Consider the following 24,992-nt stretch of genomic DNA (forward strand, 5'->3'; position numbering starts at 1 on the left):
GGGCTGATGGATCATTCTCTGGCTTCCGCAGCGTCCGCCACCCCGCCCGTCCGCACCGGTCCCCGGGATCCGGGCGACGCCTGGGTGGAAGGGGACCGCGGGCGCTTCTGGGGCCGGTTCGGCGCTGCCGGCGTGTTGGCCTACGATCCGGCGAAGGGTGTGCTGCTGCAGCACCGGGCGGTCTGGAGCCATAACGGCGGAACGTGGGGGCTCCCGGGCGGTGCCCTCCACCAGGGCGAGGAGCCCGTGGCCGGCGCGCTCCGGGAGGCCTGGGAAGAGGCGGCGGTCCCGCCGGAGGGTGTGGACGTGCTGTTCACCTCCGTCCTGGACCTGGGCTACTGGTCCTACACCACGGTGGTGGTGCTGGTGCGCGAGCCCTTCGACCCGGTCATCAGCGATCCCGAGAGCATCGAATTGCTGTGGATCCCGCTCGATGCGGTGGAGCAGAAGGAACTGCATCCCGGTTTCGCGGCCGCCTGGCCCGGCCTGAGGCGGCGGCTCGCTGCCGCCGGCCCCGATCGCGGCGGCGCTTCCTAGTAGTCCGGACCGTATTCCGCCGTGACCAGGATGGGCAGGTGGTCCGAGTTGCCGCGCGGCAGCGTCTCCACGCTCTGGATGTCCAGGCCAGGGATGTGGCAAAGTCGAAGTGGCCCTTGAAGACCTTGTACCGGGTGTAGGTGCGCCGGTTGCTGAGGGAGAGGGCATACCCGGAGTTCTTCATGTGGATGTCCAGGTTCTTCGTGAAGAACGGGTAGTTGAAGTCACCCACCATCAGCGTCATCAGGCCCCTGCCCATGCTGAGGAGTTCGGCATGGGCGGCGTGGATCTGCTTGCGCCGGAGCGAGTTGGAGGCGGTGAGCGGCGCGGCGTGGAACGAGCCGATGACCAGTTCGTGCTGGGTGTCGTTGTCCATCACCCGCACGCCGATCAGCCGTTCGTGCGCCGGGGCCAGGACCCTGTCATGCATCGACTTCTTCAGGGCAAAGGATTGGGTGTCCAGTGCGGTGAAGCGGCTGGTGCGGTAGTAGACGGCAAGGCCCAGCCGGTTTCCCTTGGTGACGTGCGCCAGGTGGAGCGGGCCCAGGGTTTCAGGGAGGTCGCTGGCATCCACCTCCTGGAGGCAGAGGGCATCGACGTCATGGTTCCTGGCCAGGGCGAGAAGCTCGCCGCTGGCCTTGTGTTTGCGGAGGTTGTAGCTGATGACGCGCATGGAATACCTCGTTTCGAGGTCGCTGACAGGACCAGTTCCTGAGTCTAGTCCGCTGGCTTCATCCAGACTCAATCATTTCGCCGGCACAGCATTTCGCGCCGGACCGCTGCTGCGGTGTTGCGCCAGCCGTTAGAGTTAGTGGCAATTCACTGAAGTTCTTTGCGAAAGGCCAGCGTTGACTGACGAGTTCCCCGGGCTTGCCGAAGGCAACGCCTATTACCAGGTCCTGGGCGGCGGCCACTTCCGATCCACCATCCATGCGCAGGGGGCATGGAACGCCCACGAACAGCACATGGCGCCCGCCTCCGGGCTCCTGGCCGAAGCCCTTGAACGCCACCAGCCGCGGGCGGACATGCGGATGGCCCGGCTCAGCTACGAGATCCTGGGCCTGATCCCGGGCGGGAATTCCAGATCGAGACCTCCACGCTGAGGCCGGGGAAGACCATCGAACTGCTGCAGGCGGAGTTGGTGGCTGCGGGGCGGACAGCAATCCGGGCAACAGCCTGGCGGATGATCACCAGCGACACTGCTGAAGTCGCCGCCGTCGAGGATTCCGCCATCCCGGGTCCGGACGACTGCAAGCCCTACGACGGTTCGGCCGTCTGGCCAGGCGGCTACATCAGGTCCCTGGAAATGCGTGTTGCCGAAGGGCACCGGCCGGGCGCCGGCAAAGTGTGGCTCCGCACCGACCACCCGCTCACGGACCGGGAGGACAGCAGCGACCTGGCCCGCCTGATGGGCCTGGTGGACACCGCCAACGGCATCGCTGCCCGGGTTCCGCCGGGCAAGGACAGCTTCGCCTTTCCCAACCTGGACCTGCAGATCCACATGTACCGGCGGCCCGAAGGCGAGTGGCTGGGGCTGGACAACGCGGTGTCCTTCGGCCGGGACGGGATCGGTTTGACGTCCACGGTCCTGCATGACCGGCAGGGCCCGTTCGGGCGCGCCGAACAGATCCTGACGCTGCGCCGGACGTGACCTGCTGATGATGGTCCTTTAGGAGGCCCCGGACGTATCGTTAAGTATCGTTGTATATCGTTCGCATGCTCCAGAGGAGACCAGCATGAATGGATCGTTCCCGGCTTACGGATTCGGCGGCAGCAGCAATATCGACGGGCTGTGGCAGGCCGTGGAGGAACTGCGCTCACGGTTCGAAAAACGCGCCGGCACCCGTGCCGGCAAGGGCGAGGTACGCGCGGCGGTGCTGGCCCTGCTCGCAGAGCGTCCCATGCACGGCTACCAGATCATCCGCGAAATCGAGGAGCGCAGCGGCGGCAACTGGAAGCCGAGCGCAGGCTCCGTGTACCCCACACTCCAGCTGCTGGCCGACGAGGGCGTGATCAGGGCCGAGGAATCGAACGGCCGGAAAATCTACACCCTCACGGAAGCCGGCCGGGAAGAGGTGGCCCGCGACCACCTGTCGGAGCCGTGGAGCGCCGGCGGGCCTGCCGCCGGGGCGGGTTTCGCCTCCCTGCCCCGGGCAGGCGTTGAGCTCGCCCAGGCGGCCGCGCAGGTGGGGCGGACAGGATCACCGGAACAGGTGAAACAGGCCGTGGCCGTACTGGACGAGGCACGGCGCCGGATGTACTCCATCCTCGCCCAGGACTGACGCAGGTGCCCCCGCTCCGCCGCGACCTGCTCAACCCTGTACCCGGCGCGGGAAGCACCCGTGCCCGGTACCGGCGGATCCTCCGGTTCGCCGCGTGGAACCTGGCGTCGATCTGGTGGTTCGAGCTCTTCCTGCCCCGGATCGGGATGGCGCGGGCCGCGGAGCGGACCCGCTCCCGGCGGATGCAGCGTTTTGCCCGCCGCTTCCACCTGCTCGCGGTGGACCTCGGCGGCCTGATGATCAAGGTGGGCCAGTTCCTGTCGTCCCGGCTGGACGTGCTGCCCCCGGAAATCACCGACGAGCTCGAGGGCCTGCAGGACGAGGTCCCGCCGGTTCCGTTCCCCGCCCTGCGCACGCTTGCTGAATCCGAACTCGGCTGCCCGCTGGAGCGGGTATTCGCCGTGTTCGAGGAGACTCCGATTGCGGCAGCATCACTGGGCCAGGCGCACCGCGCACGGCTCCTTCCGGAGTTCGCCGAGGAGGCCGGGCTGAAGGACGTGGTGGTGAAGGTGCAGCGTCCGGGCATCGACGTGATTGTCGCCGTCGACCTTGCCGCGCTGCGCAGGGTGGGCGGGTGGCTCAGCCGCTTCCGCCTCATTTCGGACCGGGCGGACGTCCCGGCCCTGGTGGAGGAATTCGCGCAGACCAGCCACGAGGAGATCGACTATCTTCACGAGGCCGCCAATTCGGAGCGGTTCGCGTCTGATTTCGACGGCGACGCCCGCGTCCAGGTGCCCCAGCCCGTCTGGGAACACAGCACCCGCCGTGTCCTCACCCTGGAGGACGTCACGGCCATCAAGGTCACCGACGTCGCTGCGCTCCGGGCGGCCGGGATCGATCCGGCGGAAGTGGCTCCGGTCTTCGCCGCGGTCATGTTCGACCAGCTGTTCACCAACGGCTTCTTCCACGCCGACCCGCATCCGGGAAACATATTCGTCACCCCCGTGCATGGCGGCAGCGGTGAAAAACCGTGGAAACTGACGTTCATCGATTTCGGCATGATGGGCGAGGTCACGGCTTCCACCCGCAGCGGCCTGCGCAAGCTCCTGATCGCCGCCGCAGCGCGTGACGGCAAGGGACTGGTGGCGGCCATCAGGGACGTGGGCGTCCTGATACCGGCGGCCGACACGGTGGAGCTGGAGAGGGCCATGACGCAACTCTTCGCCAGGTTCGGGGGCATGGGATTCGCCGAGCTCCGGGAAGTGGATCCCCGTGAATTCCGTGACTTTGCAGTGGAGTTCGGCGACCTCGTCCGGTCGCTGCCGTTCCAGCTGCCCGAGAACTTCCTGCTGATCATCCGCGCCATGTCACTGACCTCGGGGGTGTGCAGTTCCCTGGATCCGAAGTTCAATCTGTGGGACTCGGTGGAACCCTATGCCGCACGCTTGCTGCGGGACGAGCGCGGCAACCTGGTGCAGGACGCTGCCCGGCAGGCGCTGGACGCCGCCGGCCTGGTACTTCGGCTGCCCGGGCGGCTGGACGGTTTCCTGACCCGGGCCGAAGAGGGGAGCCTCTCCGTTGCCAACCCCCGCCTTGAACGCCAGGTTGCCCGGCTGGAGCGTACGGCCCGGCGGACGGCCTCGGTCCTCGTGTTTGCCGCCCTGCTGGTTGCGGGCGCCGTGGTCCGTACTGACGATGCCTGGCTGGGGAATGCCCTGATGCTTGCCTCGGCGGTCCCGCTGCTGGCCGGCCTGTGGGCCGGCCGCCGCGGGCTGTGAACAATGTGGCAGGCGACGGCGTAACCTAGGGTTGGCCTGTCCGCCGGCAGTCCAACAGGAACTGCGGAATGACCATAAGGGAGCCCGGCACCATGCACCACCCCGTTCAGGAAACGCGCACACTGACTGTGGTGCGGCAGGAAGTTTCGCTAGGAGCGGGGCGGGACCTGGAATTCGGGCTGGAGCTCCTGGCAAAGGCCAGGTCGGGACAGATCGGCCCCACCCTTCGGCTCTACCGTCCCGCCCCCACCGTGGCGTTCGGCCAGCGGGACACCCGCCTGCCGGGGTTCGAAGCAGCGGCCCGTGCCTGCCGTGACAACGGCTTTGAACCGCTGGTCCGCCGGGCCGGCGGACGCGCAGCCGCCTACCATCAGGGCACCCTGGTGGTGGACCACATCGAGCCGGATGCCGATGCGATTGCCGGCTCCAAAACCCGCTTCGGGTACTTCGGGAATTGTTCGCCCAGGCCCTGCAGTCCGTCGGTGTCCACGCCGCCGTGGGGGAATTCCGGGGAAATACTGCCCGGGCGAGTTCAGCGTCCACGGGTCATACCCGGCCGATTCCTCCCACCGGATCAAGCTCGTGGGCACCGCCCAGCGGGTCGTGGCGGGCGGCTGGCTGTTCAGCTCGGTAATCGTGGTGGAAAACTCCGCCCGATCCGGAAAGTCCTGACGGACAGTTACGCGGCCCTGGGGCTTGAGCGGGATCCGGCCACAGCGGGCGCCGTCGAAGATCTGGTGCCCGGTACCACCGTCCAGGCCGTTGAGGACGCGCTGCTGCAAACGTATGCGGGCCATGCCGCCCTGGAGTCTGCTTCCTTCAGCAGCCTGGGGGCATGACCCGCATCGAAAATGTGTGTGCGGCCGGCCGTGCCTATGCCGCCAGGCGCGCCTTGACCTCGGCTGCCGACGGGTTGGTTGCCGCCGAACCGTCCGGGAACAGGACCGTGGGAACGGTGCGGTTGCCGCCGTTCAGCTGCTCCACGAGTTCGGCGGTGCCATCCACTTCCTCGATGTTGATCTCCGTGTAGCCGATGCCCTGCGCATCCAGCTGCTTCTTCAGCCGGTTGCAGTAGCCGCACCAGGTGGTGGAGAACATGGTGATGGTGCCGGATTCGGGAGTGAAATCCACAGGGGTCTCCTCTGTGTCGATGTAGGGTTCCGTTCCTGTCAACGGTAGCGTGCCTGCGCCTATTCCCGTGCGTCCGCAGCTGCCGGACGGCCCGGATGACAGCAGATGTCGCCGATGGCATGCTGGAGCCATGTGTGGACGCTATGTGATGGCACGCGCCGTGGGGGACCTCCTGGCGGAATTCGACGCCGAGCTGGAGGATGAGGTGAGCATTCCGCCGTCGTGGAATGTGGCGCCCACCGACGACGTCCCCATTGTCCTGGAACGGCTGGTGGATGACGGGCCGGAGCGCAGGCAGGTCCGGCAGCTGCATGTGGCCCGCTGGGGCCTTGTCCCTTCGTGGCGAAAGACCCGGGAATCGGCTCGCGGATGATCAATGCCAGGAGCGAATCCGTGCTGGAGAAGCCCGCGTTCCGGAAGGCCGTCCAGTCGCGCCGCTGTGCAGTCCCGGCTTATCTGTAGTTGTCTGTGTGTCGTCCCCGGCGGGTAAGCGTTGGAACTGTTGAAGACGCGTCTTTAATCCACCGACCTCCGCTGACGATATGGACCCCCTCACCGGACAGATCACTGGACTGACACTACGGGACGCTCTTCGGACCGGGGCTACAACGTCGCAGGCAAAACCGGCGTCCGTCCGGCAGACGACCGCCTTGCGGGGACGCTTGTGGACGTCTATATGGGAGACCCCTTGCGGCCAGCGACGGGCGCTTGGTGATCGATAATTGGGACCAGACGAAGGGGCAAGATGGGCAAGCGGAAAAAGCTGAAACAGCAACAGTGGGGCATCGTCGTTCGCAAGAACGATGGCGAGATTCTTTACTACTGCTTGCCCACCGGACACCAAGGGCCAGAGTGGTGGAGCTATCGAGAAAACGAGGCTTTGCGGTTTGGATCCCAGGAAACGGCGTATTCACTGTGCCAAACGTGCCACGAATGCTGTCGCCTTGGAATATCGGATCGTCCCTCTGACCTCGTTGAAGGCATAATCCACCGAGCGGCGCTGCGGCCGAAAAAATGCAATGGAGCGAACGGAGACCGCAGCTAATTCGATGGCCCTGGCGGCCAAGGCCGACGAAAAAGTCCCCCGGTCACAAAAAACCCCTCGCACAGCATACACACTCTACGAACTGCCCACTCAGGGTTGGTGGGTGACATCATTGAGCGTTATCTTGCCTTCCACGGGGTAGCGGATTTCGCTTCTCGGCAACCTGCACTTGGAGGCCACTGATGGACAACGCGACGAGGCTCCTCGTGCTCGCGGCTGAGGACTTCACTGGCCTCTGGGATATGGCGCTGGAGTTCTCGGGTAACGACCGAAACGGGAGAGAACTAGCGAGCGAAGCCCTTACCCAACTCGTGATCGACGGGCTCGTCGAGATCTATATCGGCGGACCGCTGTTCAGTTCAAACCCCGATCCAGTGGCACCAGACCTTGTGGATGTCCTCCTTGCGCCTGGGCCGCAGTGGGCTGACCCCGAGCCGGGTGCACATGGTCCCTTCGTCTACGTTGCAGCCACAGATGCCGGCCGGACCCATCTGACAGCGATCAATTGGGGCGAATGAGAGAATTTCTTGACGGGGACCACTGCCGCGCAAAGTACGCACGGTTTCCACGAGACTCCTCACCCCGCGGAAGGATTTGCATTGATTATCTCGGCAGAGGAGTTTTTGACTTTGCGGACGAGTGATGATCCCGCGGAGCAGAAGCGGGCCAGCTATGAGGCGGCGGACGTCGCGGTGTGGCTCGATGTCATCGAAATGTACCCAGAGATGCGGGAGTGGGTGGCTTACAACAAGAGTGTTCCGCTTGAGGTTCTTGAAGTGCTCGCCTCAGACCCGGAGCCGAGAGTTCGCCGGGGAGTGGCCATCAAACGGAAGATCGGCACCGGGCTCCTGCAGAGGCTTGCTTCGGACGTTGATGACGGCGTGCGGGCCAGGGTTGCCCGCCACCACCGCGCAAGCCCGGAGATGCTCAAAGCGATGCTGGAGGATGAGTCGTGGGTCGTGAGGGAGGCGGCTGAAGAGGCTCTCGCGTCGAGGCCGGACACCCAAGGCGAGGCCTGAGTTGACTGGTGCAAAGGCGCATCGGTGGCACTTCGCTCTATCGCATCTAACCTCATATTGAGTCCCGATACTGCAGCCTTGCACGATGGGCGCGAAATGCCCAGCTGTGTCCCCCTGACCGTTCCCCAATCGGAATAGGAACCGCCGTAACAAGCTGCTGCGGGGCCCGCAAAATGGGGTGTCAGCTTTCGGCGACGGCCGGTTCTATGAGATCTGGCCCGTCATTCCGGACGTTGTTGACACGGTCGCTGACCACACGTGGGACCAGGTGCGGTTCGGGCATGGAATCCAGCAAGGCCCGGACGTCTGCCTCGGAGGTCGTGTCCGGGTCGAGCCAGTCCGAATACATCTCCGGAGGCACGATCAGCGGGGTGCGGTCGTGGATGTGGCCGAGGGCATCGGAGGCATTAGTGGTGATGATCGTGGCTGTCCGCAGCCATTTGTCCGGGTGGTCGTTGGGCAGGGAAGGATCGGGCCAGTTTTCAAAGAGGGCGGCGAAGGCAAGAATCTGATTGTCCTGCCCGTAGAGGTATGTCGGGATCTTCCCGCCCTCAGGGGTTTTCTCCCACTCGAAGTATCCGTCGCCTACGAGTAATCCCCGTCTTGCGGATGCAGCTTTCCTGAAGGAGGGTTTTTCGGTGACGGTTTCCATTCTGGCGTTGATGAGTCTCGCGCCGCCCTTAGGGTCCTTGGCCCAGGACGGAACAAGGCCCCAGCGGGCGGTGACTAACTTTCGTGTCACTGGTGCCCCGTCTCCCGAACTCCGGTCCAAAATCAGGGGGACCGTGTCGGTGGGGGCGACGTTGTAGGAAGGCTGGAGCTCATCGACGTAGGATTCCTCGACGTCGAAAGCCGCGAGGAGATCACCGACAGCTCTGCTCATGACGTATCTGCCGCACATAGGGCCATTATGCCCCGCTGCCAGTCGGCCGATCCTGTCCCCTCGCAGCAGACGTCGTCCGTTCATTGATGGAACGGGGATCCGTTGGCTAATCGGCCTTGGGCAAACCGGGGTGGCGCCGCAGCCGGAGAAGTTCGCCATGGGCGGCTTCCAGAGCCGCCTTGAGTCCGGAGATCTCCGCCCGATGCCGGGCCCGTTCGTCTCGGAGGGCGATGGTGAGTGTGCGGACGATGTTGCTTGTGGAGGTTGCCGCGGCGGGCTCGCTGGGCGGCACTGCCGCCCGCATGCCGGCAGTGCGGCTGCGAAGGTCTTGGATGCGGTTACGCAGATCAGGCGTGCGGTAGAGAAAGTCCTTGGAAACGTGGCCCGCCGTCGCGACCGCCTCAAAGGTGATGGGTGTACCGGCTTTCAGTAGCGCGCGTATGCCGGCGTCAGCGCGGTCCCGTGCTGCTTGGCGCTTTCGTGACGCGGCTTGGGCGAGTAGTTCCGGGTTGCCGCGGGTCATTGCGACTCCTGCGGATCGTGTCGGTCGGCGTTGATTCGGGTTTGCTCTCCTGCACCGCGGATTGGCTCGTGAGCATTATCCGTTTGTGTAGTGAGCGTTTCAACGATGGTCTTGAGTGCGCGCTGCTCGCGGCGGCGGAGGGTGAGCCATACGTGGTTTTCGCTCATCGGTTGTCCTGTGCGTTGCTGGTGCGCAGCCTGCCGGTTGTCGATGAGCTGGTCGAGAGCGACTGCCTCGCCTTCGTGGACGCCAAGGAATCGTTCGTCGGTGACGAACAGGTTGCAGGTGAGGCAGGCGTTGCCTTTGTCGCAGCTCTTGGCCGGGGGCAGTGTGCACCAGCCGTTTGGCAGCACGCGGTCGGTGCGTGAGTCCAGCGCCGTCAGCTCATAGAGGTCCTCGCCTTCGATCGCTGATGCGGAGCCCGAGGTTGTGATCTTGCGGTAGCGGAGGAACTCGGCCTTCGCTGTCGCGTCGAGGGTCTGCGCGTAGTGCATCGTCATTTCGGGGCTCAGGTGGCCCATGTAGCGCTGGACGACGTGCAGGGGTACGCCTGCGTTGATCAGGCTTGTCGCTTTCGTGTGCCGGAACCGGTGCGTTTTGCCCAGGTCCAGCGGTGTCCCATCGGCTTCAGTCAACCCTGCGAGGGCAACGAGGTGATGCAGTTGTTGTCGGAAACGTCCGTCCTTGTAGGGGTGCTGGCCGCGAAGGTTGCCCTGAGCCTTCACAAACAAGTACTTCGGTGTCACCCCGGCTTCGAAGTTTTCGGTGAGCCAGCGGCGCTGCTCTGCAATGATGGCGGTGACTTCCTGGTCGACGAAGATCGTGTCCGGCGCGTCCACGATTTTCGTCTGCTGGTAGCGCAGCTTCGCGATCTTCCCGCCTTCAGGGGTGGGGCCCTCGACCGGGATGATCGGATCCAGGTCCAGCATGCATATCTCATTGATCCGACGTCCGGTAGCCATCATCAGCAGCAGAATCCGCATCCCCTGCTCGTCCCCTAATCCACCGAGCGGGCGAGGGACGCCAAGCAGGTGAGCGTGTGACGCCAGCGCCGACATGACTGTGTCGGTAAACAGGTGCCGTTCGTCGTAGCGGTTCTTGTGAACCCGCGGAATGTCTCCTGGCCGCCAGAACCTCAGATACTCAGGACCAATACCGGTCCACCGCTCATCACCGACCGCGGCCGCAGCCTCGGGTCCGAAATCGTTCATGAATGCGTAGAGGCCCCGGACTGCCGCGGTAATCTGCGCAACGCTCCCGATCGAGCGCGGTTTGCCGGTGTTCTTCCCGTGGCGTGTTTTCGTCTGACGGGTTTCGCTCAGGAACTCCAGCATCAACGGGCGCAGCCGGGCGGGGTCCGGCGTGAGTCGCGGACCGGGGAGATTTCGGGCTGCAGCAAATTCTCCGAAGGGAAGGAGCGCGTTATGCCGGCCGTGCACGCTTGCCCAGGTCAGCTGGCCCGCCTCGAGTTGCGTCTTGACGTAGAACATCGCGCCCTGACGGAGCCATGTGGGTTGAAGTCTGTGCCAGTGGACCGCGACCTGCGAGAGCATCTCTTGGGGGCGCCGGGGGATCCGCTGGTCCATGGTCAGGTCCCAGATCTCTCGTTGCCACCATGGCCTTGTGTCGTAGGCGAACCAGAGAAGCTTGCTGACGCGGTCCAGCGGTGAGAGGAATGTGCGCAGGGTGTTCGGATTGGGCAGCTGCTTGGTGCGTCTGACCCAGGTCGTAGCCAGTTCAGTGCGCCATCCGGCCGGCGTGTAGTCCATCAGGCTCTCGAACGGCTGGCCGGCGCGCTGCAGCCGTTTCGATGTCGCGGCGAGCTCCCGAAGGAGTAATCCCAGCGGCGCGCAGGGCACTCGGCCGCCGAGCTCGACGATGCGCCAGATCGCGAACATCAGTTCGTTCTGCATGGTCGTGGTCAGGCCGTCGAGGTGAATGTTGCCGATCTTGTCATGGTAAAAACCGAATGAGCTCAGATGCTCGGCAGGGATCGAGTCGCGCGTGTAGTGCAGCAGCCGAAGGTCCTCGGGGACTGCGCTGAGCAGTTCCTCGTTCCGTGCCGCAGTGAAGCCTGGCGCTCCGCTGGCACTCAGGATCCCGACCATTTCTGCGTCAGATGTCCGCATGCCCGTCCCTCCACTGTTTTGTCACGGCGGCCCAATCGGCCAGTGCCCGTAGCTCTTCGTCCTCAGTCACCCAGGCGTAGGTGTTCAGGGTCGTCTGGACATCGGCGTGACCGAGTCGCCGACTGACCACATGAATCGGTCGGCCAGAGAGAAGCAGGGCCGTGGCATGCGTGTGACGGAACCAGTGCGGGGACCAACGCGCCGGCACATTGTCGCCAAGTACGCGCTTTATCCGGGTGATCAGCTTGTAAATCGTCTCTGGGCGGATCGGGGCGAAGCGCTCTCCGCCGGCGACGTTCACGAAGACGTATGACGCGTCGATGTCCTCCACCACCAGGTCCAGGCCCGCCTCGCAGAGGTGCCAGACGTACTCGGCGTAGAGGCGGTCCAGCTCGTCAGAAATGTAGAGTTTGCGGTAATTTCCGCCCTTCACCCGCGCCCCGTGGGGATGGGGCCGTGGGACGACCTCGATGTACGGATTCTCGCCGCCGCCAGAATGCCAGTCGCGGTGCTGCAACGACAGCGCCTCGCCAAGCCGCAGGCCTGTCTCCTCAAGCAAGGCGAAGAACAGGCGGTCCCTGATCGACCCCGACCACGAGCGCGTGCGGGGGTCCCAGTGCGCGCAGGCTTGTTTGATGGAATCGATCTGGGCGGGCGTCAAGGTCGGTGCCGCACGCCGTCGCCGGTGGACCTTCACAGACACCGACGCCGCACGAGAACCGCGTCGGATGTGAGTCAGGAACGGCAGGTACGACGAACTAGATTTCCGACCCAGGAACAGCGGCGGAATTCCCTCGATGCCGTGCCACTGCTGAAACACATAGAACGAGCGAACCGCCTGCAGCCTTTGGGCCGCCGTTGCCTCCGCGATCCGCGCCGGCACAGAGGCCAGGGATTCAACTCCCGGCGGAAGCCCCGACCGCATCCAGCCGAGGAACCCAGTAAAATCCTCAACACCGAAAACGTCCCAGCTCCGGCCGCGAAGCTCGAGGAACTCCCACCACAACGCCAACCCCCGCGCGTAAGCCTTCACTGTGTTCGGAGACGCGCCCGTCTGACGCAAGAACTCAAGATACGACTCGATCTCCCTGGCTGGCAGCAGGTCAGCGCCCAGGACAGTCCAAGTGGGCTCCTCGCCCTCCAACCGTATGCTTTGCACCCTCATCGCTCGGCTCCTTTGCCATGCCCATAGTCCACCCGGCCGGCTCGCCCGCCACGCAACGACACGAAAGATGGCCGCAGCGTCAAAGACGGGTACCGGGTAATGCCGACTTCAACACTTTCCAGAGGGCAAATTCTGACTGTTGAAGACGTAAAAGACGGGGACCTGGGAGTACCGGATAACCCGGCGGACGGCTACTACGAATGGAAGCAGGGCCCGGGGAAGGCGAAGCAGCCCTACTACGTGCATCCCGGGGAAAACCGGGGGCTGGTCTTCGCAGGCCTCTACGAATGGTGGCGGGATCCCGCCGTGCCGGCCGGCGAGCCGGGGCAGTGGATGCTTTCCACTTCCATCCTGACAACTGACACACCGCCGCCGGGATCAGAGTCGACAGTGTTCGGGAAGCTGACTGCGCTGCACGACCGGGTTCCGCTGCCCATGGACAAGGCCACCATGCAGGCCTGGCTGGACCCGGAAGCTGATGATGCGGCCGGGCTGGTGGATCTGGTGCGGTCCGGCGTCAAGGATGTTGCTGCGGACTGGCGCGTGGAGTCCGTGGGCAAGGAAGTGGGCAACGTGCGCAACAACGGCCCGGATCTGATCCGGCCCGTGGAGGCACTGTTCTAGCAGGCCCGCCCTGCCGGGGGACCGGTCAAACGGTGACTGTGCCGGCGTCGTCCACTGCCCAGGTGGGGTTGTACGCCACTTCCCAGCGGAATCCGTCCGGGTCGGCAAAATAGCCGCTGTAGCCGCCCCACGGCTGGGTCACCGGTTCGGCGACGACGGCGGCGCCCGCTGCTGCCGCCTCGGCCATCACCTGGTCCACTTCCTCCGTGCTGCCAAGGTTATGGCTCAGGGTGATGCAGGGGACCGGGCCGGGGGCGCTGACGCCGGCTTCCGCCTGCATCTGGCCCGCGTCCCAGAGTGAGAGCACCAGGCCATGGTTGACCTGGATGAACACCACGTCCCCGGGAACCTCCTTGTGGACCGGCCAGCCCAGGCCATCCACGTAGAACGCCCTGGACGCTGGAACGCTGCGGACGCCCAATGAAATGAAGTCGACTCTTGGCTGCATGCTTCGATACTGTCAGACGATGGCAACTATTCAAGGAAACGATCGGGACGCTTTGGCCGATAAGGAACAGCTCGCTGCCGTCCGGGTTGCTGTGGATGAGGTGGATGACCAGATTGTCACCCTCATCGCCCGCCGCGAACGGCTGATCCGCATCGCCGGCACCCTGAAGGGCGACGACGCGGAGGTCCGTGCGCCCGACCGCGTGGAACGGATCATCGAACACGTCCGCTCGGCGGCTGAGAAGAAGGACATTGACCCGGACATCGTGGAATCCACGTACCGGGCCATGATCTCCGGCTTCATTGAGCTTGAGATGCGGGTCCACAAAGAATCCAGCTGACCGCCCGCGCCAGGGCAAGAAAAGTCCGGGCAAGAAAAACCCCGGGCAACAAAAAGAGGAAGCCTACAGGGCTTCCTCTACCGGGACGCCGTGCTGGAACTCCCGGCCGTCCGCCTCGCTGAAGGCGGAGATGACATGCCCCTGGCCGAGTCCATTGATGGCGGCCTTGGGGAAATGCCCGGTGATGGTGCTGTCGGAGTGGGTTACGCCGGACAGGTCGTAGTTCTCCTCGACCCCCTGTTCGCGGTTGAACGAGTAGAAGGCAATGGCCTCCCCGTTCATGAACTCGATGCACAGCCGCCGCTGCGACGAATAATCCGGGGTGGCACCGACCAGTCCCACCACATATGCGCCGGATCCGGGAATAGTGCCGTCGATATCGAAGGTGGCCACGAGGGTGGAGTCCTGTGCTTTGAGGCTTGCCTGCTTGAGGAGTGCGTCTTGGGTATCCATGGCTCCATCCTGCTCCCTGCTTTACGCTCAGTCCACCCCCTTGTCCGGTAACGGCGGGGAAGCCCTGCTGCCCATTTCTATGCATCAGGCTGAACCCGGCGTAGACTTGAACTGCTCGAACACATATTCGAATCGGGTCGGGTTATTCCGGGAGGCGGCATGGGCATGTTCAGCGAATCCGTTGATGTCCTGTGCTCGCCGGAAGGCCAGCCTGTAAGCCTTACCTGGGGCGGCCGGTCCTACGATGTCTGCGCCGAACCAATGCGCTGGTATGAGCGGCGGCAGTGGTGGGCAGAGGACAGCAGGGCACCCTGGGGAGCGGCCCCGGGATAGTGGACCATGAAATCTGGCGGGTGCAGGTATTGCCTGCCCCGGACGGCGCCGCCGGCAGCAATGCCACCGGAGAACCGCTGACCCTTGACCTTTCCCGCCATATCCGCAGTGGCCGCTGGCGGCTCCTGCGGATCCATGATGCCCTCCGGCCCAGAACAGCATGAGCTTCACGCACCTTCACGTCTCCACCGCCTTCAGCGCCCACTATGGAGTTTCCTGGCCGGAAGAACTGGCGCAGGCCGCCGCAGCGGACGGTGCCACTGCCCTTGCCTGCACTGACCGCGACGGCCTGTACGGAACCATCAAGCACCTCAAGGCCTGTATGGCTGCGGGTCTTGATCCCATCGTTGGAGTAGACCTTGCGGTCCTTGACGACGACGGCGACCACCGCACCCGGGTGGCAGGCAGGGTGGTTGTCCTTGCCCGCGGGCACAACAACGGCGCGGGCTACCGGGCCTTGTGCCGGCTGATCTCAGACGCCCATGCCCGGACAACGGGAAAGGCCGGGGGAGCGGTGCCCGTGGCCGTGACACGTGCTGAGCTTGCCTCCCGGACACTTGATCCGCACACCCTCAAGCCGGTACTGACTGTCCTGATCGGCCCGGATTCGGATGTCGGCCGGGCGATGGGAGGCCGGCGCTATCTCCGCCCGCGCACCCTCTTCAAACAATGGCTGGATGCCATGCCGGGCGGGACTGTGGTGGCTGAGATCGTCTCCCAGCTCAGCGCCCCGGGCTCACCATTGAGCACTGCCCACGCAGTCCGCATGCTCCGGCTCGCCGAGGAGCACCACGTGCCGGCGATCCTGACCAACGCTGTCCGGTACTGCGCTGCGGACGGCGCCCCCACGGCTGACGTTCTGGATTCGGCAAGGACCCTGAAATCGCTGCCGGAGCTCGCCAGCGAACCGCTGCTCCAACCCACCGGTCAGGGCTGGCTGAAGTCGGCTGACCAGATGCTCCTGCTCGGCAAGGAAATCATCGCTGCGGCAGGATACGGTGCCGCTGACCTGAAACAGCTGATGACGCAGACCGAGGCGCTCGCGGACCTGTGCCGGATTGATCCCGCCTCAGACATGGGGTGGAAACAGCCCGTGGTGCCGGAGGCCGCCGTGCTGGGGATCAGCCAGGACCCGCACCAGGAACTGGTGGAGCGATGCAACGCAGGGATAGGCAGGCGCTTTCCAGGAATTAGCGGGACTGCAGAAAAATCCATGGTGTCCCGGCTGGAGCATGAACTGGGCATCATCCGGAACCTCGGATTTTCCTCCTACTTCCTGACAGTGGCCGAAGTGTCCAGGATGATCCAGGACATGGGCGTCCGGGCTGCGGCCCGCGGATCCGGCGCTTCCAGCCTTGTGAATTACCTCATCGACGTCAGCCACGTGAACCCCCTCCAGCATGACCTGATCTTCGAGCGCTTCCTCTCCCGGGACCGGGCCACCCTTCCGGACATCGACATCGACGTCGAAAGTGCCGAGCGCCACAACGTCTACCGGCGGATTTTCGAGCGGTTCGGTTCCGAGCGCGTCACGCTGATGAGCATGCAGAACGGCTACCGGGCCAGGGGAGCGGTACGCGACGCCGGCATGGCCCTGGGCATGGATGACGGCGAAGTGGGGGAGATCGCCAAGCAGCTGTGGCGCTTCTCAGCCCGCAAGTTCCGTGAAGCGCTGCAGGAAAAACCCGAACTCCGGGAGTTTGCCGGAAGGGTTGAGCAGCGCGACGCCGACGGCAACCAACAGCTGGATCTGCTGGTGGACCTGACCGAACGCCTTGACCGGCTGCCCCGCCATATCTCCATGCATCCCTGTGGCGTGATCCTCGGCGACGCAACCCTCCTGGACCGCACCCCGGTCCAGCCGAGCGGGCTGGGGCTGCCCATGAGCCAGTTCGACAAGCACGACATGGACCCCATGGGCATGCTTAAGCTCGATGTCCTGGGGGTCCGGATGCAAAGCGCCATGGCCTTTGCGGTCCGGGAAATCATCCGGATCCATCCGTCAAAGGATGAGGTTGTTGCTGCCGGCCGGCATCCGGCCGGGTCGGATGGTTCGGGGCCGGACTATATTGCGGACAACGGCCATATCGACCTCAATGCGGTGCCGCTCGATGACGAGCCCACCTATGAACTGATCCGCAGCACCCACACCCTGGGTTGCTTCCAGATCGAATCACCGGGCCAGCGCGAGCTGATCGGAAAGATGGCCCCGCGGGAGTTCAACGACCTCATCATCGATATTTCGCTGTTCCGCCCAGGGCCCATGAAATCGGATATGGTGCGGCCCTTCCTTGAACACCGGCACGGGTTCGCCCCGGAGGTCTACCCCCACCCCGACCTGAAACCGGTGCTGGCGGAAACCCACGGTGTGACCGTGTTCCACGAGCAGATCCTGAGGACGTTCGACGTCATGACCGGTTGCGGCCTAGCCAAAGCGGACGAGTTCCGCAGGGCCCTGAGCAGCGAAGAGGGCGAAGCCGGCGTTGAAGAGTATTTCCGGAGGAAGGCAAAAGCGAAGGGGTATTCGGCCGACGTCGTGGACAAGGTTTGGGACACCCTGAAGTCCTTTGCCAGTTTCGGTTTCTGCAAAGCCCACGGTGCTGCCTTCGCTGTGCCCACTTACCAGTCAGCCTGGCTCAAAACCCACCACCCCGAGGCATTCCTCGCCGGGCTGTGGGAGCACGATCCCGGCATGTACCCCAAACGGCTGCTGGTTGCCGAGGCCAGAAGGCTGGGTATCCCGATCCTTCCGCTGGATATCAACCTCAGCAAAGCCGAGTATCGGGTGGAACGGATCCAGTCCGGCCCTGACGCCGGAAAACTCGGCATTCGTCTGAGCCTTAACGGTATCTACGGGCTCTCCACAACAGAGTTGAAGAGAATCATTGCCGGACAGCCCTACGAATCGCTGGCCGACCTCCGCGCAAGGTCGAAAATCAGCAAACCAAACATCAAACGGCTCGCTCAGCTGGGGGCCTTCGATTCGCTGCACCGGGAGGCGGGAGGTACAGCCAACCGGGCCGACCTGGTGCACCATCTGCAGAAGCTCCAGGCGTCCGGCGGCAGCAGGAAAGGCGTCGAAGTCCTGGAGGGACAGTTATCACTTCCCCTGGGGATGTTGAACTGCGGAATATAACCCCGGAACTGCCGGCCCCAACCCTGGTGGAAAACGTCCGGGCAGAGCTTGACCTGATGGCAGTGGACGTCAGCACCCACCTGATGGACAGCCACCGGCCCCTGCTGGACAGGCTGGGCGTCACCACCGCAGACAAACTGCTGGGACTGCGGAACGGCACCGAGGTCCTGGTGGCCGGGGTGCGGGTGGCCACCCAGACCCCACCCATGCGGGGCGGCAAGCGGGTGGTGTTCATCAGCATCGACGACGGCACGGGCTGTGTCGACTCTGTTTCTTCCACGAGGCCCAGGAAAAAGCCGGGATGCTCCTGTTCGGCACCAGGCTGCTCCTCATTAGGGGCACCACCCGGCGGACCGGTCCCCGGGGAATCAGCCTGAGTGCCAGCATGGCCTGGGACCTCAGCCGGACCGAAACCCTGCCGTTCCCGGATCCGGCAGCCCGGGAGCAGGACGTGCCTCATCCGCTGGACGGGATCAGCAGAAGCCTTGCCATTACCGGATTCAACGGCTGACCCTGCCGTGCGCCGCGTTGGTCGGCCTATCACCGAACAGATAGCATTGACGATGGCTGGCTGTGGTCCCCGTACGCCACAAGCTATGAAGCCTGAACTTTGAATAGGAGACACCCGTGTCAGATGCCCAGCAGATCACCCTCGTCGTCGATGGCGAAGAGACCAAGGTGACTACCGGGACAACCGGTGCGGAACTCTTCTTTGAGCGCCGCGATGTAGTTGTGGCCCGCGTCAACGGCGAACTGAAGGACCTGGACCAGGAACTTCCCGAGGGCGCCGACGTCGAAGGCGTCACCATTGATTCCCCCGACGGCCTGAACGTGCTCCGCCACTCCACCGCCCACGTCATGGCGCAGGCAGTGCAGCAGCTGCGGCCGGACGCCAAGCTGGGAATCGGTCCCTACATCACCGACGGCTTCTACTTCGATTTCGATGTCGCAGAGCCGTTCACCCCCGAGGACCTCAAGACCCTCGAGAAGATGATGCAGAAAATCATCAACCAGAACCAGAAGTTCGTCCGCCGCGTGGTCAGCGAGGACGAGGCCCGCGAGGCCATGAAGAACGAGCCCTACAAACTTGAGCTGCTGGGCAAGAAGAACGACGCCGCCGAGGCCGGTGAAGGCGTCAACGTCGAGGTGGGCGCCGGTGACATCACCATCTACGACAACGTGGAGCGCAAGGACGGCACCACCGTCTGGTGCGACCTCTGCCGCGGGCCGCACCTGCCCAACACCAAGCTCATCTCCAACGCCTTTGCCCTGACCCGGTCCTCTTCCGCCTACTGGCTGGGCAACCAGAAGAACCAGCAGCTGCAGCGCATCTACGGCACTGCATGGCCCACCAAGGACGCGCTCAAGGCGTACCAGGAGCGGCTCGCCGAGGCGGAACGCCGCGACCACCGCAAGCTCGGCTCGGAACTGGACCTCTTCTCCTTCCCGGACGAACTGGGCTCCGGCCTGCCTGTCTTCCACCCCAAGGGCGGCATCATCCGCAAGGAAATGGAGGACTACTCACGCCAGCGCCACGTCGAGGCAGGCTACGAGTTCGTCTACACGCCGCACATCACCAAGGGCCACCTCTATGAGGTTTCCGGCCACCTCGACTGGTACAAGGACGGCATGTTCCCGGCCATACAGGTGGACGCCGAACTGAACGAGGACGGCACCGTGCGCAAGCCGGCCCAGGACTACTACCTGAAGCCGATGAACTGCCCCATGCACAACCTGATCTTCAGGTCCCGCGGCCGCTCCTACCGGGAACTGCCCCTGCGCCTGTTCGAATTCGGTTCGGTCTACCGCTACGAGAAGTCCGGTGTGGTGCACGGCCTCACCCGCGTCCGTGGCATGACACAGGACGACGCCCACATCTACTGCACCCGCGAGCAGATGAAGGACGAGCTCACCAAGACCCTGACGTTCGTCCTGGACCTGCTCAAGGACTACGGCCTGAACGACTTTTACCTGGAGCTCTCCACCAAGGACCCGGAAAAGTACGTCGGTGAAGACGCCGCCTGGGAGGAAGCCACCAGGACCCTCGCCGAGGTTGCGCAGGAGTCGGGGCTGGAACTCGTTCCGGATCCGGGCGGAGCAGCCTTCTACGGTCCCAAGATTTCCGTGCAGGCGAAGGATGCCCTGGGGCGCACCTGGCAGATGTCCACCATCCAGCTGGACTTCAACCTGCCCGAACGCTTCGAACTGGAGTTCCAGGCAGCGGACGGCAGCCGGCAGCGGCCCGTGATGATCCACCGCGCCCTCTTCGGCTCCGTGGAGCGGTTCATGGGCGTGCTCACCGAACACTACGCCGGCGCGTTCCCGGCTTGGCTGGCGCCCGTCCAGGTGGTGGGCATTCCGGTTGCGGAAGCCTTCAACGAGTACATGTTCGACGTCGTCGACCAGCTTAAGGCGGCGGGCATCCGCGCCGAGGTGGACACGTCGTCGGACCGCTTCCCGAAGAAGATCCGCACGGCCAGCAAGGACAAGATCCCGTTCGTGCTGATTGCCGGCGGGGACGATGCCGAGGCAGGTGCCGTGTCCTTCCGCTTCCGCGACGGAAGCCAGGACAACGGCGTTCCGGTGGCCGAGGCGGTCAAGCGGATCACGGAAGCCGTCCGTAACCGGACCAGCTAGCGGAACGGAACCAGCAGCGTGCAGGAGAACACAGGCGCAGGGTATCCAGGGGATGCCGGCGTTACCGACGACTTTGACCTCGCCGGTGTCCCGGACGCCTTCCAGCGCCTGTGGACTCCGCACCGCATGGCCTACATCAAGGGCGGCCAGCACCAGTTCAAGAACGAAAACGACTGCCCGTTCTGCCTGGGCCGGGACGCACCGACGAGGACGCCCTCATCGTCCACCGCGGCAGGACCTGCTACGTGGTCTTGAACCTCTTCCCCTACAATCCCGGGCACCTGCTGGTGTGCCCCTACCGCCATATTCCGGATTACACGGACCTGACGCTGGAGGAAACCGCTGAGTTTGCCGACCTGACGCAGACCGCCATGCGGGTGCTGCGGAAGGTGGCGAACCCCGGCGGGTTCAACCTGGGCATGAACCAGGGCGTGGTGGGCGGCGCAGGCATCGCCGCCCACCTGCACCAGCACGTGGTTCCACGCTGGGGCGGGGACGGGAACTTCTTCCCGATCATCGCCCAGACCAAGGCCATCACGCAGACCCTCGACGAGGTCCGCCAACAGGTGGCCGACGCCTGGCCCGGGGAGACGGATGCTGAATAGGCACGCGCGCGGATTCTTTACCGCGCTCTTCACCCCCCTGGCCCGCTGGCTCCTCCGGATGGGCGTCTCGCCTGACGCCGTCACTGTCATCGGAACCGCCGGCGTCGTGGTTGGCGCCTTGGTGTTCTTTCCGCTGGGGCAGCTGTTCTGGGGAACGCTCTTCATCACGGCCTTCATCTTCTCCGACGTCCTGGACGGCATCATGGCCAGGATGCAGGATGTGAAAAGCCGGTGGGGAAACTTCCTCGACTCCACCCTGGACCGCATCGCCGACGGCGCGCTTTTTGCCGGCCTGGCCATCTGGTTCTTCACCGGCGGGGCGGATACCCCCATAGCAGTTGCTGCGATGCTTTGCCTGGTGCTGGGCATGGTGGTGTCCTATGCCAGGGCCAAAGCGGAGTCCCTGGGGTTCACCGCGAACGTGGGAATCGCCGAGCGTGCCGAACGCCTGGTTTCCGTGCTGGTGGTCACCGGCCTGACCGGCCTGGGCCTGCCCCCGGTGGTGCTCCTGGCCACCCTCGTGCTGCTCGCCCTGGCCAGCTTCATCACCGTTGTGCAGCGCGTGCTGTCCGTCCGCCGGCAGGCACAGGCGGAGCCGTCGCCTGCTGATTAAGCGCAATTAAGCCGCCCGGCCCCGGTGGGACTAGTATTAGGACTGCCCGGTCAATGGATCCGGCACTATCCGTGTGTGCACAGTCCGGCTCTTGCCGCCTGCACGCCCGGCGAAGGTCATCTATCTACCCATAGGGGTTTTTGTGTCTACACCTGATGTAAGCAGCGAGGCCAGTTCCTCCGCGAACAGCGTCACGGGCAGCAGCCGCGTGAAGCGCGGCATGGCCGAGATGCTCAAGGGCGGCGTCATCATGGACGTCGTCAACGTCGAACAGGCCCGCATCGCCGAAGACGCCGGTGCCGTTGCTGTCATGGCGCTTGAACGCGTCCCGGCCGACATCCGCGCCCAGGGCGGCGTGTCCCGCATGTCCGATCCCGACATGATCGACCAGATCATCGACGCCGTGTCCATCCCGGTCATGGCCAAGGCCCGGATCGGCCACTTCGTCGAAGCCCAGGTCCTGCAGTCCCTCGGCGTCGACTACATCGACGAGTCCGAGGTCCTCACCCCGGCCGACTACACCAACCACATCGACAAGTGGAACTTCACCGTTCCCTTCGTCTGCGGTGCCACCAACCTCGGTGAGGCGCTGCGCCGCATCAACGAGGGCGCGGCGATGATCCGCTCCAAGGGCGAAGCCGGCACCGGCGACGTCTCCAACGCCACCACCCACATGCGCCAGATCCGCGCCGAGCTGCTCAAGCTCGCCGCCCTGCCCGAGGACGAGCTCTACGTCGCGGCCAAGGAACTGCAGGCACCGTACGAACTGGTCAAGGAAGTCGCCTCCACCGGCAAGCTTCCCGTGGTGCTGTTCACCGCCGGCGGCATCGCCACCCCGGCCGACGCCGCGATGATGATGCAGCTCGGCGCCGACGGCGTTTTCGTCGGATCCGGCATCTTCAAGTCCGGCAACCCCGCCCAGCGCGCCGCCGCCGTCGTGAAGGCCACCACCTTCTTCGACGACCCGGACGTCATCGCCAAGGCCTCCCGCGGCCTGGGCGAAGCCATGGTGGGCATCAACGTCGACGAGATCCCCAGCCGCACCGCCTCGCCGAGCGCGGCTGGTAGTCCTCTGCCTTACGGCAGGCCCTGATCCTCTGCACGCTATTCCCCACGTCCCGCTAAGGCCGCTTCGCGGCGAGCGGGGACGCGGGGCCCCTTTTACGCGTGCTGCCGGACCAGTCCCTGCCTCCCAGTAGTAACGACGCCGGTTCCTCACCCTTTGCGGTGGGGGACCGGCGTCGTACTTCTTTAACTGGGGTGGGGCGGGGTGGGGTGGGGTGCTTGGCTATTCGAGGCCGCGGCGCTTCAGCAGGGGCTCGAGCCTTGCCTCGCGGCCGCGCAGTGTCCGGAAGGAGTCCAGGGGGTCGCGGCTGTTTCCGCGCGAGAGCAGCTCCTGGCGGAACCGTTCACCGTTGGCCCGGGTGAGGCCGCCGTTTCCGGTGAACCAATCCACGGTTTCAGCGTCCAGCACTTCACTCCAGATGTAGGAGTAGTAGCCGGCGGCGTACCCTGCCCCGGCGAAGATGTGCTGGAAGTAGCCCGTCCGGTACCGCGGCGGAATCAGCGGGTGGGCGATCCCCGCCGCTGCGAGGGCCTTCGCCTCGATCTCGAGCGCGTCGTCCGGGACGTCGCCCGGCTCCAGTGTGTGCCAGGCGAGGTCCAGCAGGGCCGCGGCAAGGTACTCGGTGGTGGCAAAGCCTTCGCCCCAGAGCCGGGATTCTTCGAGGCGGTCCACGATGTCCTGCGGCAGCGGCTCCCCCGTGACATGGTGCCGGGCGTAGTTGGACAGTACTTCCGGCCACATAATCCACATCTCGTTGGCCTGCGAGGGATACTCCACGAAGTCACGGGGCACGGACGTCCCCGAGAACCGGGGATACGTGACGCTGGACAGGAGCCCGTGCAGGGCGTGGCCGAATTCGTGGAACGCCGTGCGGAGCTCGTCCAGGGTCAGCAGCGTGGGTTCGCCCGCCGGCGGCTTGGAGATGTTCAGGTTGTTGATCACCACGGGGCGGGTTCCCAGCAGCGCTGACTGGTCCACGAGGGAATTCATCCACGCCCCGCCGCGCTTGGACTCCCGGCTGTAGTAGTCGCCCAGGAACAGTCCCAGGCCGCTGCCGTCCTCGTTGCGGACCTCCCAGATCCGGACGTCGGGGTGGTAGCCGGCAAGGTCCGTCCGTTCGTGGAAGGTGATGCCGTACAAGGCGGTGGCGGCATGGAACACGCCATCGGCCAGCACGGTGTCAAGCTCGAAATACGGCCGGAGCGCCTGTTCGTCGACGTCGTACCTTTCCTTCCGGACCTTCGCGGAATAGTAGGCCCAGTCCCAGGCTTCCAGCGGATGGCCCGCGACGCCGGCCAGTGCCTTGGCCTCCGCGTCAGCGTTCCGGACGGCGGCCGGTGCCAGCCGGCCAAGCATGGACTGGACGGCCCCGAAGTCCGGAGCGGTCTGCCGGTCCACCACCAGTTCTGCGTAGTTGGCGTATCCAGGAGGGACGCCTTCTCGGCCCGCAGGCCGGCCATCCGGCGTGCCAGATCCAGGACATCCAGTTCGCCGCCGCCGCTGCCGCGTGCCACCGACGCCTCGAACAGCCGGCGCCGAACGTTCCGGTCAGCCAGCGAGGCAAGGGCGGGCTGGTTTCCCGGCTGGACGAGGGTCAGCAGGTACTTGCCATCGTGCCCCGCTTCGCGGGCCGCCTCCGCAGCACTGGCCACATCATCGGCCGGCAGGCCCGCAAGCTCATCCGGACTGTCCAGCAGGAGGGCAGCTGACTTCATGCCTTCCTTGACCCGCTGGCCGAACTCCGTGCCGAGCCGGGCCAACTCGGCGTTGATGGCCCGGAGCCGCTCCTGCCCGGGCCCGTCCAGCTGGATGCCTGACTGGCGGAACTCCTTCAGGTACTCCTCGAGGAGGCGCACAGACTCGGGATCGCGGCCCGACGCGTCAACGGCCGCAAATCTGTCGAACAGCGCGCGGTTCAGGAACACCTCGTCCTGGTGCGCGGAAAACCGGGGCGAAAATTCGGTTTCCAACTGCCGGATCCGCTCTGATGCGTCGGCTGACACCAGGGTGAAGAACGGCGCCGCGGCGCGCTCCAGCAACCGCCCGGACCGTTCCATCGCCACCACGGTGTTCTCGAAATCGGCAGGCTCAGGGTTATCCACGATTGCCTGGATCTCGGCCAGGTGCTCGGCCAGTCCGGCGTCGATGGCTTCGGCGTAGTGCGAATCCTCGATCGATGTGAACGGAGGGAGTCCGTAGGGGAGGGGGCTGGGGGTCAGGAGGGGGTTCGTCATGGGCAAACCTTTCACAGCAGGGCACGCTTCTCAATGTGGCAACAATGACCGATGCCGGTGGCAGCCATCCC

At 64.9% G+C, this 24,992-nt stretch carries 15 protein-coding genes and 10 pseudogenes; 16 read left to right on the forward strand and 9 right to left on the reverse strand.

Annotated elements, in window-relative coordinates; translation table 11 throughout:
* Window positions 1–6: 6 nt before the first annotated feature.
* Window positions 7–537, forward strand: coding sequence for an NUDIX domain-containing protein (locus tag ACPEE0_RS08975; protein ID WP_424574382.1), 531 nt, complete (start codon window positions 7–9; stop codon window positions 535–537).
* Here the strand turns inward: ACPEE0_RS08975 and ACPEE0_RS08980 are convergent.
* Window positions 534–1,210, reverse strand: a pseudogene (locus ACPEE0_RS08980) (endonuclease/exonuclease/phosphatase family protein). The gene ACPEE0_RS08975 and the pseudogene ACPEE0_RS08980 sit on opposite strands and share 4 nt — an antisense overlap.
* A gap of 175 nt (window positions 1,211–1,385) precedes the next feature.
* Here ACPEE0_RS08980 and ACPEE0_RS08985 point away from each other — a divergent pair.
* The 4 genes and pseudogenes from ACPEE0_RS08985 (at window position 1,386) to ACPEE0_RS09000 (ending at window position 5,376) form a co-directional block, all read left to right on the forward strand.
* Window positions 1,386–2,188: pseudogene (locus ACPEE0_RS08985) on the forward strand (thioesterase family protein).
* 85 nt (window positions 2,189–2,273) lie between these two features.
* Window positions 2,274–2,819 carry a PadR family transcriptional regulator gene (locus ACPEE0_RS08990; protein ID WP_009357461.1) on the forward strand — a complete coding sequence of 182 codons (546 nt, stop codon included), beginning with the start codon at window positions 2,274–2,276 and terminating at the stop codon, window positions 2,817–2,819.
* A gap of 5 nt (window positions 2,820–2,824) precedes the next feature.
* Window positions 2,825–4,537, forward strand: coding sequence for an ABC1 kinase family protein (locus tag ACPEE0_RS08995; RefSeq protein ID WP_424574383.1), 1,713 nt, complete (start codon window positions 2,825–2,827; stop codon window positions 4,535–4,537).
* Window positions 4,538–4,605: 68 nt separating this feature from the next.
* Window positions 4,606–5,376: pseudogene (locus ACPEE0_RS09000) on the forward strand (lipoate--protein ligase family protein).
* Between the two features lie 34 nt (window positions 5,377–5,410).
* Here the strand turns inward: ACPEE0_RS09000 and ACPEE0_RS09005 are convergent.
* Window positions 5,411–5,668, reverse strand: a complete 258-nt coding sequence (locus tag ACPEE0_RS09005; protein WP_009357459.1) for a mycoredoxin — start codon at window positions 5,666–5,668, stop codon at window positions 5,411–5,413.
* A gap of 148 nt (window positions 5,669–5,816) precedes the next feature.
* Between ACPEE0_RS09005 and ACPEE0_RS09010 the strand changes: the two are divergent.
* From ACPEE0_RS09010 to ACPEE0_RS09020, 3 genes and pseudogenes are all read left to right on the forward strand, one after another.
* Window positions 5,817–6,121, forward strand: a pseudogene (locus ACPEE0_RS09010) (SOS response-associated peptidase family protein); the annotation flags it as partial.
* Window positions 6,122–6,895: 774 nt separating this feature from the next.
* Window positions 6,896–7,231 carry a hypothetical protein gene (locus ACPEE0_RS09015; RefSeq protein ID WP_424574384.1) on the forward strand — a complete coding sequence of 112 codons (336 nt, stop codon included), beginning with the start codon at window positions 6,896–6,898 and terminating at the stop codon, window positions 7,229–7,231.
* A gap of 81 nt (window positions 7,232–7,312) precedes the next feature.
* Window positions 7,313–7,732 (forward strand): HEAT repeat domain-containing protein, encoded by a 420-nt coding sequence (locus ACPEE0_RS09020; RefSeq protein ID WP_139029343.1) that lies wholly within the window; start codon window positions 7,313–7,315, stop codon window positions 7,730–7,732.
* 181 nt (window positions 7,733–7,913) lie between these two features.
* On the opposite strand, the gene ACPEE0_RS09025 is transcribed toward ACPEE0_RS09020, so the two are convergent.
* The 4 genes from ACPEE0_RS09025 to ACPEE0_RS09040 form a co-directional block, all read right to left on the reverse strand.
* A complete protein-coding gene (locus ACPEE0_RS09025) occupies window positions 7,914–8,633 on the reverse strand; it encodes an SOS response-associated peptidase (RefSeq protein ID WP_424574385.1) in 720 nt (239 codons plus the stop codon).
* Between the two features lie 88 nt (window positions 8,634–8,721).
* Window positions 8,722–9,138, reverse strand: coding sequence for a DUF6262 family protein (locus ACPEE0_RS09030; protein ID WP_139029345.1), 417 nt, complete (start codon window positions 9,136–9,138; stop codon window positions 8,722–8,724).
* Window positions 9,135–11,267, reverse strand: a complete 2,133-nt coding sequence (locus tag ACPEE0_RS09035) for a tyrosine-type recombinase/integrase (RefSeq protein WP_424574386.1) — start codon at window positions 11,265–11,267, stop codon at window positions 9,135–9,137. The genes ACPEE0_RS09030 and ACPEE0_RS09035 overlap by 4 nt, the downstream gene beginning before the upstream one ends.
* Window positions 11,254–12,432: a tyrosine-type recombinase/integrase gene (locus tag ACPEE0_RS09040; protein WP_424574387.1), complete on the reverse strand. Its 1,179-nt coding sequence runs from the start codon at window positions 12,430–12,432 to the stop codon at window positions 11,254–11,256. The genes ACPEE0_RS09035 and ACPEE0_RS09040 overlap by 14 nt, the downstream gene beginning before the upstream one ends.
* 180 nt (window positions 12,433–12,612) lie before the next feature.
* Here ACPEE0_RS09040 and ACPEE0_RS09045 point away from each other — a divergent pair.
* Window positions 12,613–13,056 (forward strand): annotated as a pseudogene (locus ACPEE0_RS09045) (SOS response-associated peptidase); the annotation flags it as partial.
* A 25-nt stretch (window positions 13,057–13,081) separates the two neighbouring features.
* Here ACPEE0_RS09045 and ACPEE0_RS09050 read toward each other — a convergent pair.
* The gene (locus ACPEE0_RS09050; RefSeq protein ID WP_424574388.1) at window positions 13,082–13,504 is read right to left on the reverse strand and encodes a VOC family protein; all 423 of its coding nucleotides are present in this window, start codon (window positions 13,502–13,504) and stop codon (window positions 13,082–13,084) included.
* Window positions 13,505–13,523: 19 nt separating this feature from the next.
* Between ACPEE0_RS09050 and ACPEE0_RS09055 the strand changes: the two genes are divergently transcribed.
* Window positions 13,524–13,844: a chorismate mutase gene (locus tag ACPEE0_RS09055; RefSeq protein ID WP_133347260.1), complete on the forward strand. Its 321-nt coding sequence runs from the start codon at window positions 13,524–13,526 to the stop codon at window positions 13,842–13,844.
* A gap of 63 nt (window positions 13,845–13,907) precedes the next feature.
* Here the strand turns inward: ACPEE0_RS09055 and ACPEE0_RS09060 are convergent, their stop codons facing one another.
* Window positions 13,908–14,297 carry a hypothetical protein gene (locus ACPEE0_RS09060; RefSeq protein WP_354176001.1) on the reverse strand — a complete coding sequence of 130 codons (390 nt, stop codon included), beginning with the start codon at window positions 14,295–14,297 and terminating at the stop codon, window positions 13,908–13,910.
* 159 nt (window positions 14,298–14,456) lie between these two features.
* On the opposite strand from ACPEE0_RS09060, the pseudogene ACPEE0_RS09065 reads away from it, so the two are divergent.
* The 6 genes and pseudogenes from ACPEE0_RS09065 to pdxS all read left to right on the forward strand — a co-directional run bounded on the left by ACPEE0_RS09065 (window position 14,457) and on the right by pdxS (window position 22,689).
* A pseudogene (locus ACPEE0_RS09065) lies at window positions 14,457–14,794 on the forward strand (DUF6504 family protein).
* Window positions 14,791–18,277: pseudogene (locus ACPEE0_RS09070) on the forward strand (DNA polymerase III subunit alpha). Before ACPEE0_RS09065 ends, ACPEE0_RS09070 begins: the two co-directional pseudogenes overlap by 4 nt.
* Before the next feature lie 116 nt (window positions 18,278–18,393).
* A complete protein-coding gene (gene thrS, locus ACPEE0_RS09075) occupies window positions 18,394–20,403 on the forward strand; it encodes a threonine--tRNA ligase (RefSeq protein ID WP_424574389.1) in 2,010 nt (669 codons plus the stop codon).
* Between the two features lie 18 nt (window positions 20,404–20,421).
* Window positions 20,422–21,008: pseudogene (locus ACPEE0_RS09080) on the forward strand (HIT family protein).
* Window positions 20,998–21,621 (forward strand): phosphatidylinositol phosphate synthase, encoded by a 624-nt coding sequence (gene pgsA / locus ACPEE0_RS09085; RefSeq protein WP_009357451.1) that lies wholly within the window; start codon window positions 20,998–21,000, stop codon window positions 21,619–21,621. Before ACPEE0_RS09080 ends, pgsA begins: the two are co-directional and overlap by 11 nt.
* Window positions 21,622–21,763: 142 nt before the next feature.
* Window positions 21,764–22,689, forward strand: a pseudogene (gene pdxS / locus ACPEE0_RS09090) (pyridoxal 5'-phosphate synthase lyase subunit PdxS).
* Between the two features lie 220 nt (window positions 22,690–22,909).
* Here the strand turns inward: pdxS and ACPEE0_RS09095 are convergent.
* A pseudogene (locus tag ACPEE0_RS09095) lies at window positions 22,910–24,921 on the reverse strand (M3 family metallopeptidase).
* Between the last annotated feature and the right edge of the window lie 71 nt (window positions 24,922–24,992).

The organism is Arthrobacter sp. SD76 (assembly GCF_049726125.1).
Taxonomy (GTDB): Bacteria; Actinomycetota; Actinomycetes; order Actinomycetales; family Micrococcaceae; genus Arthrobacter; species Arthrobacter nitrophenolicus.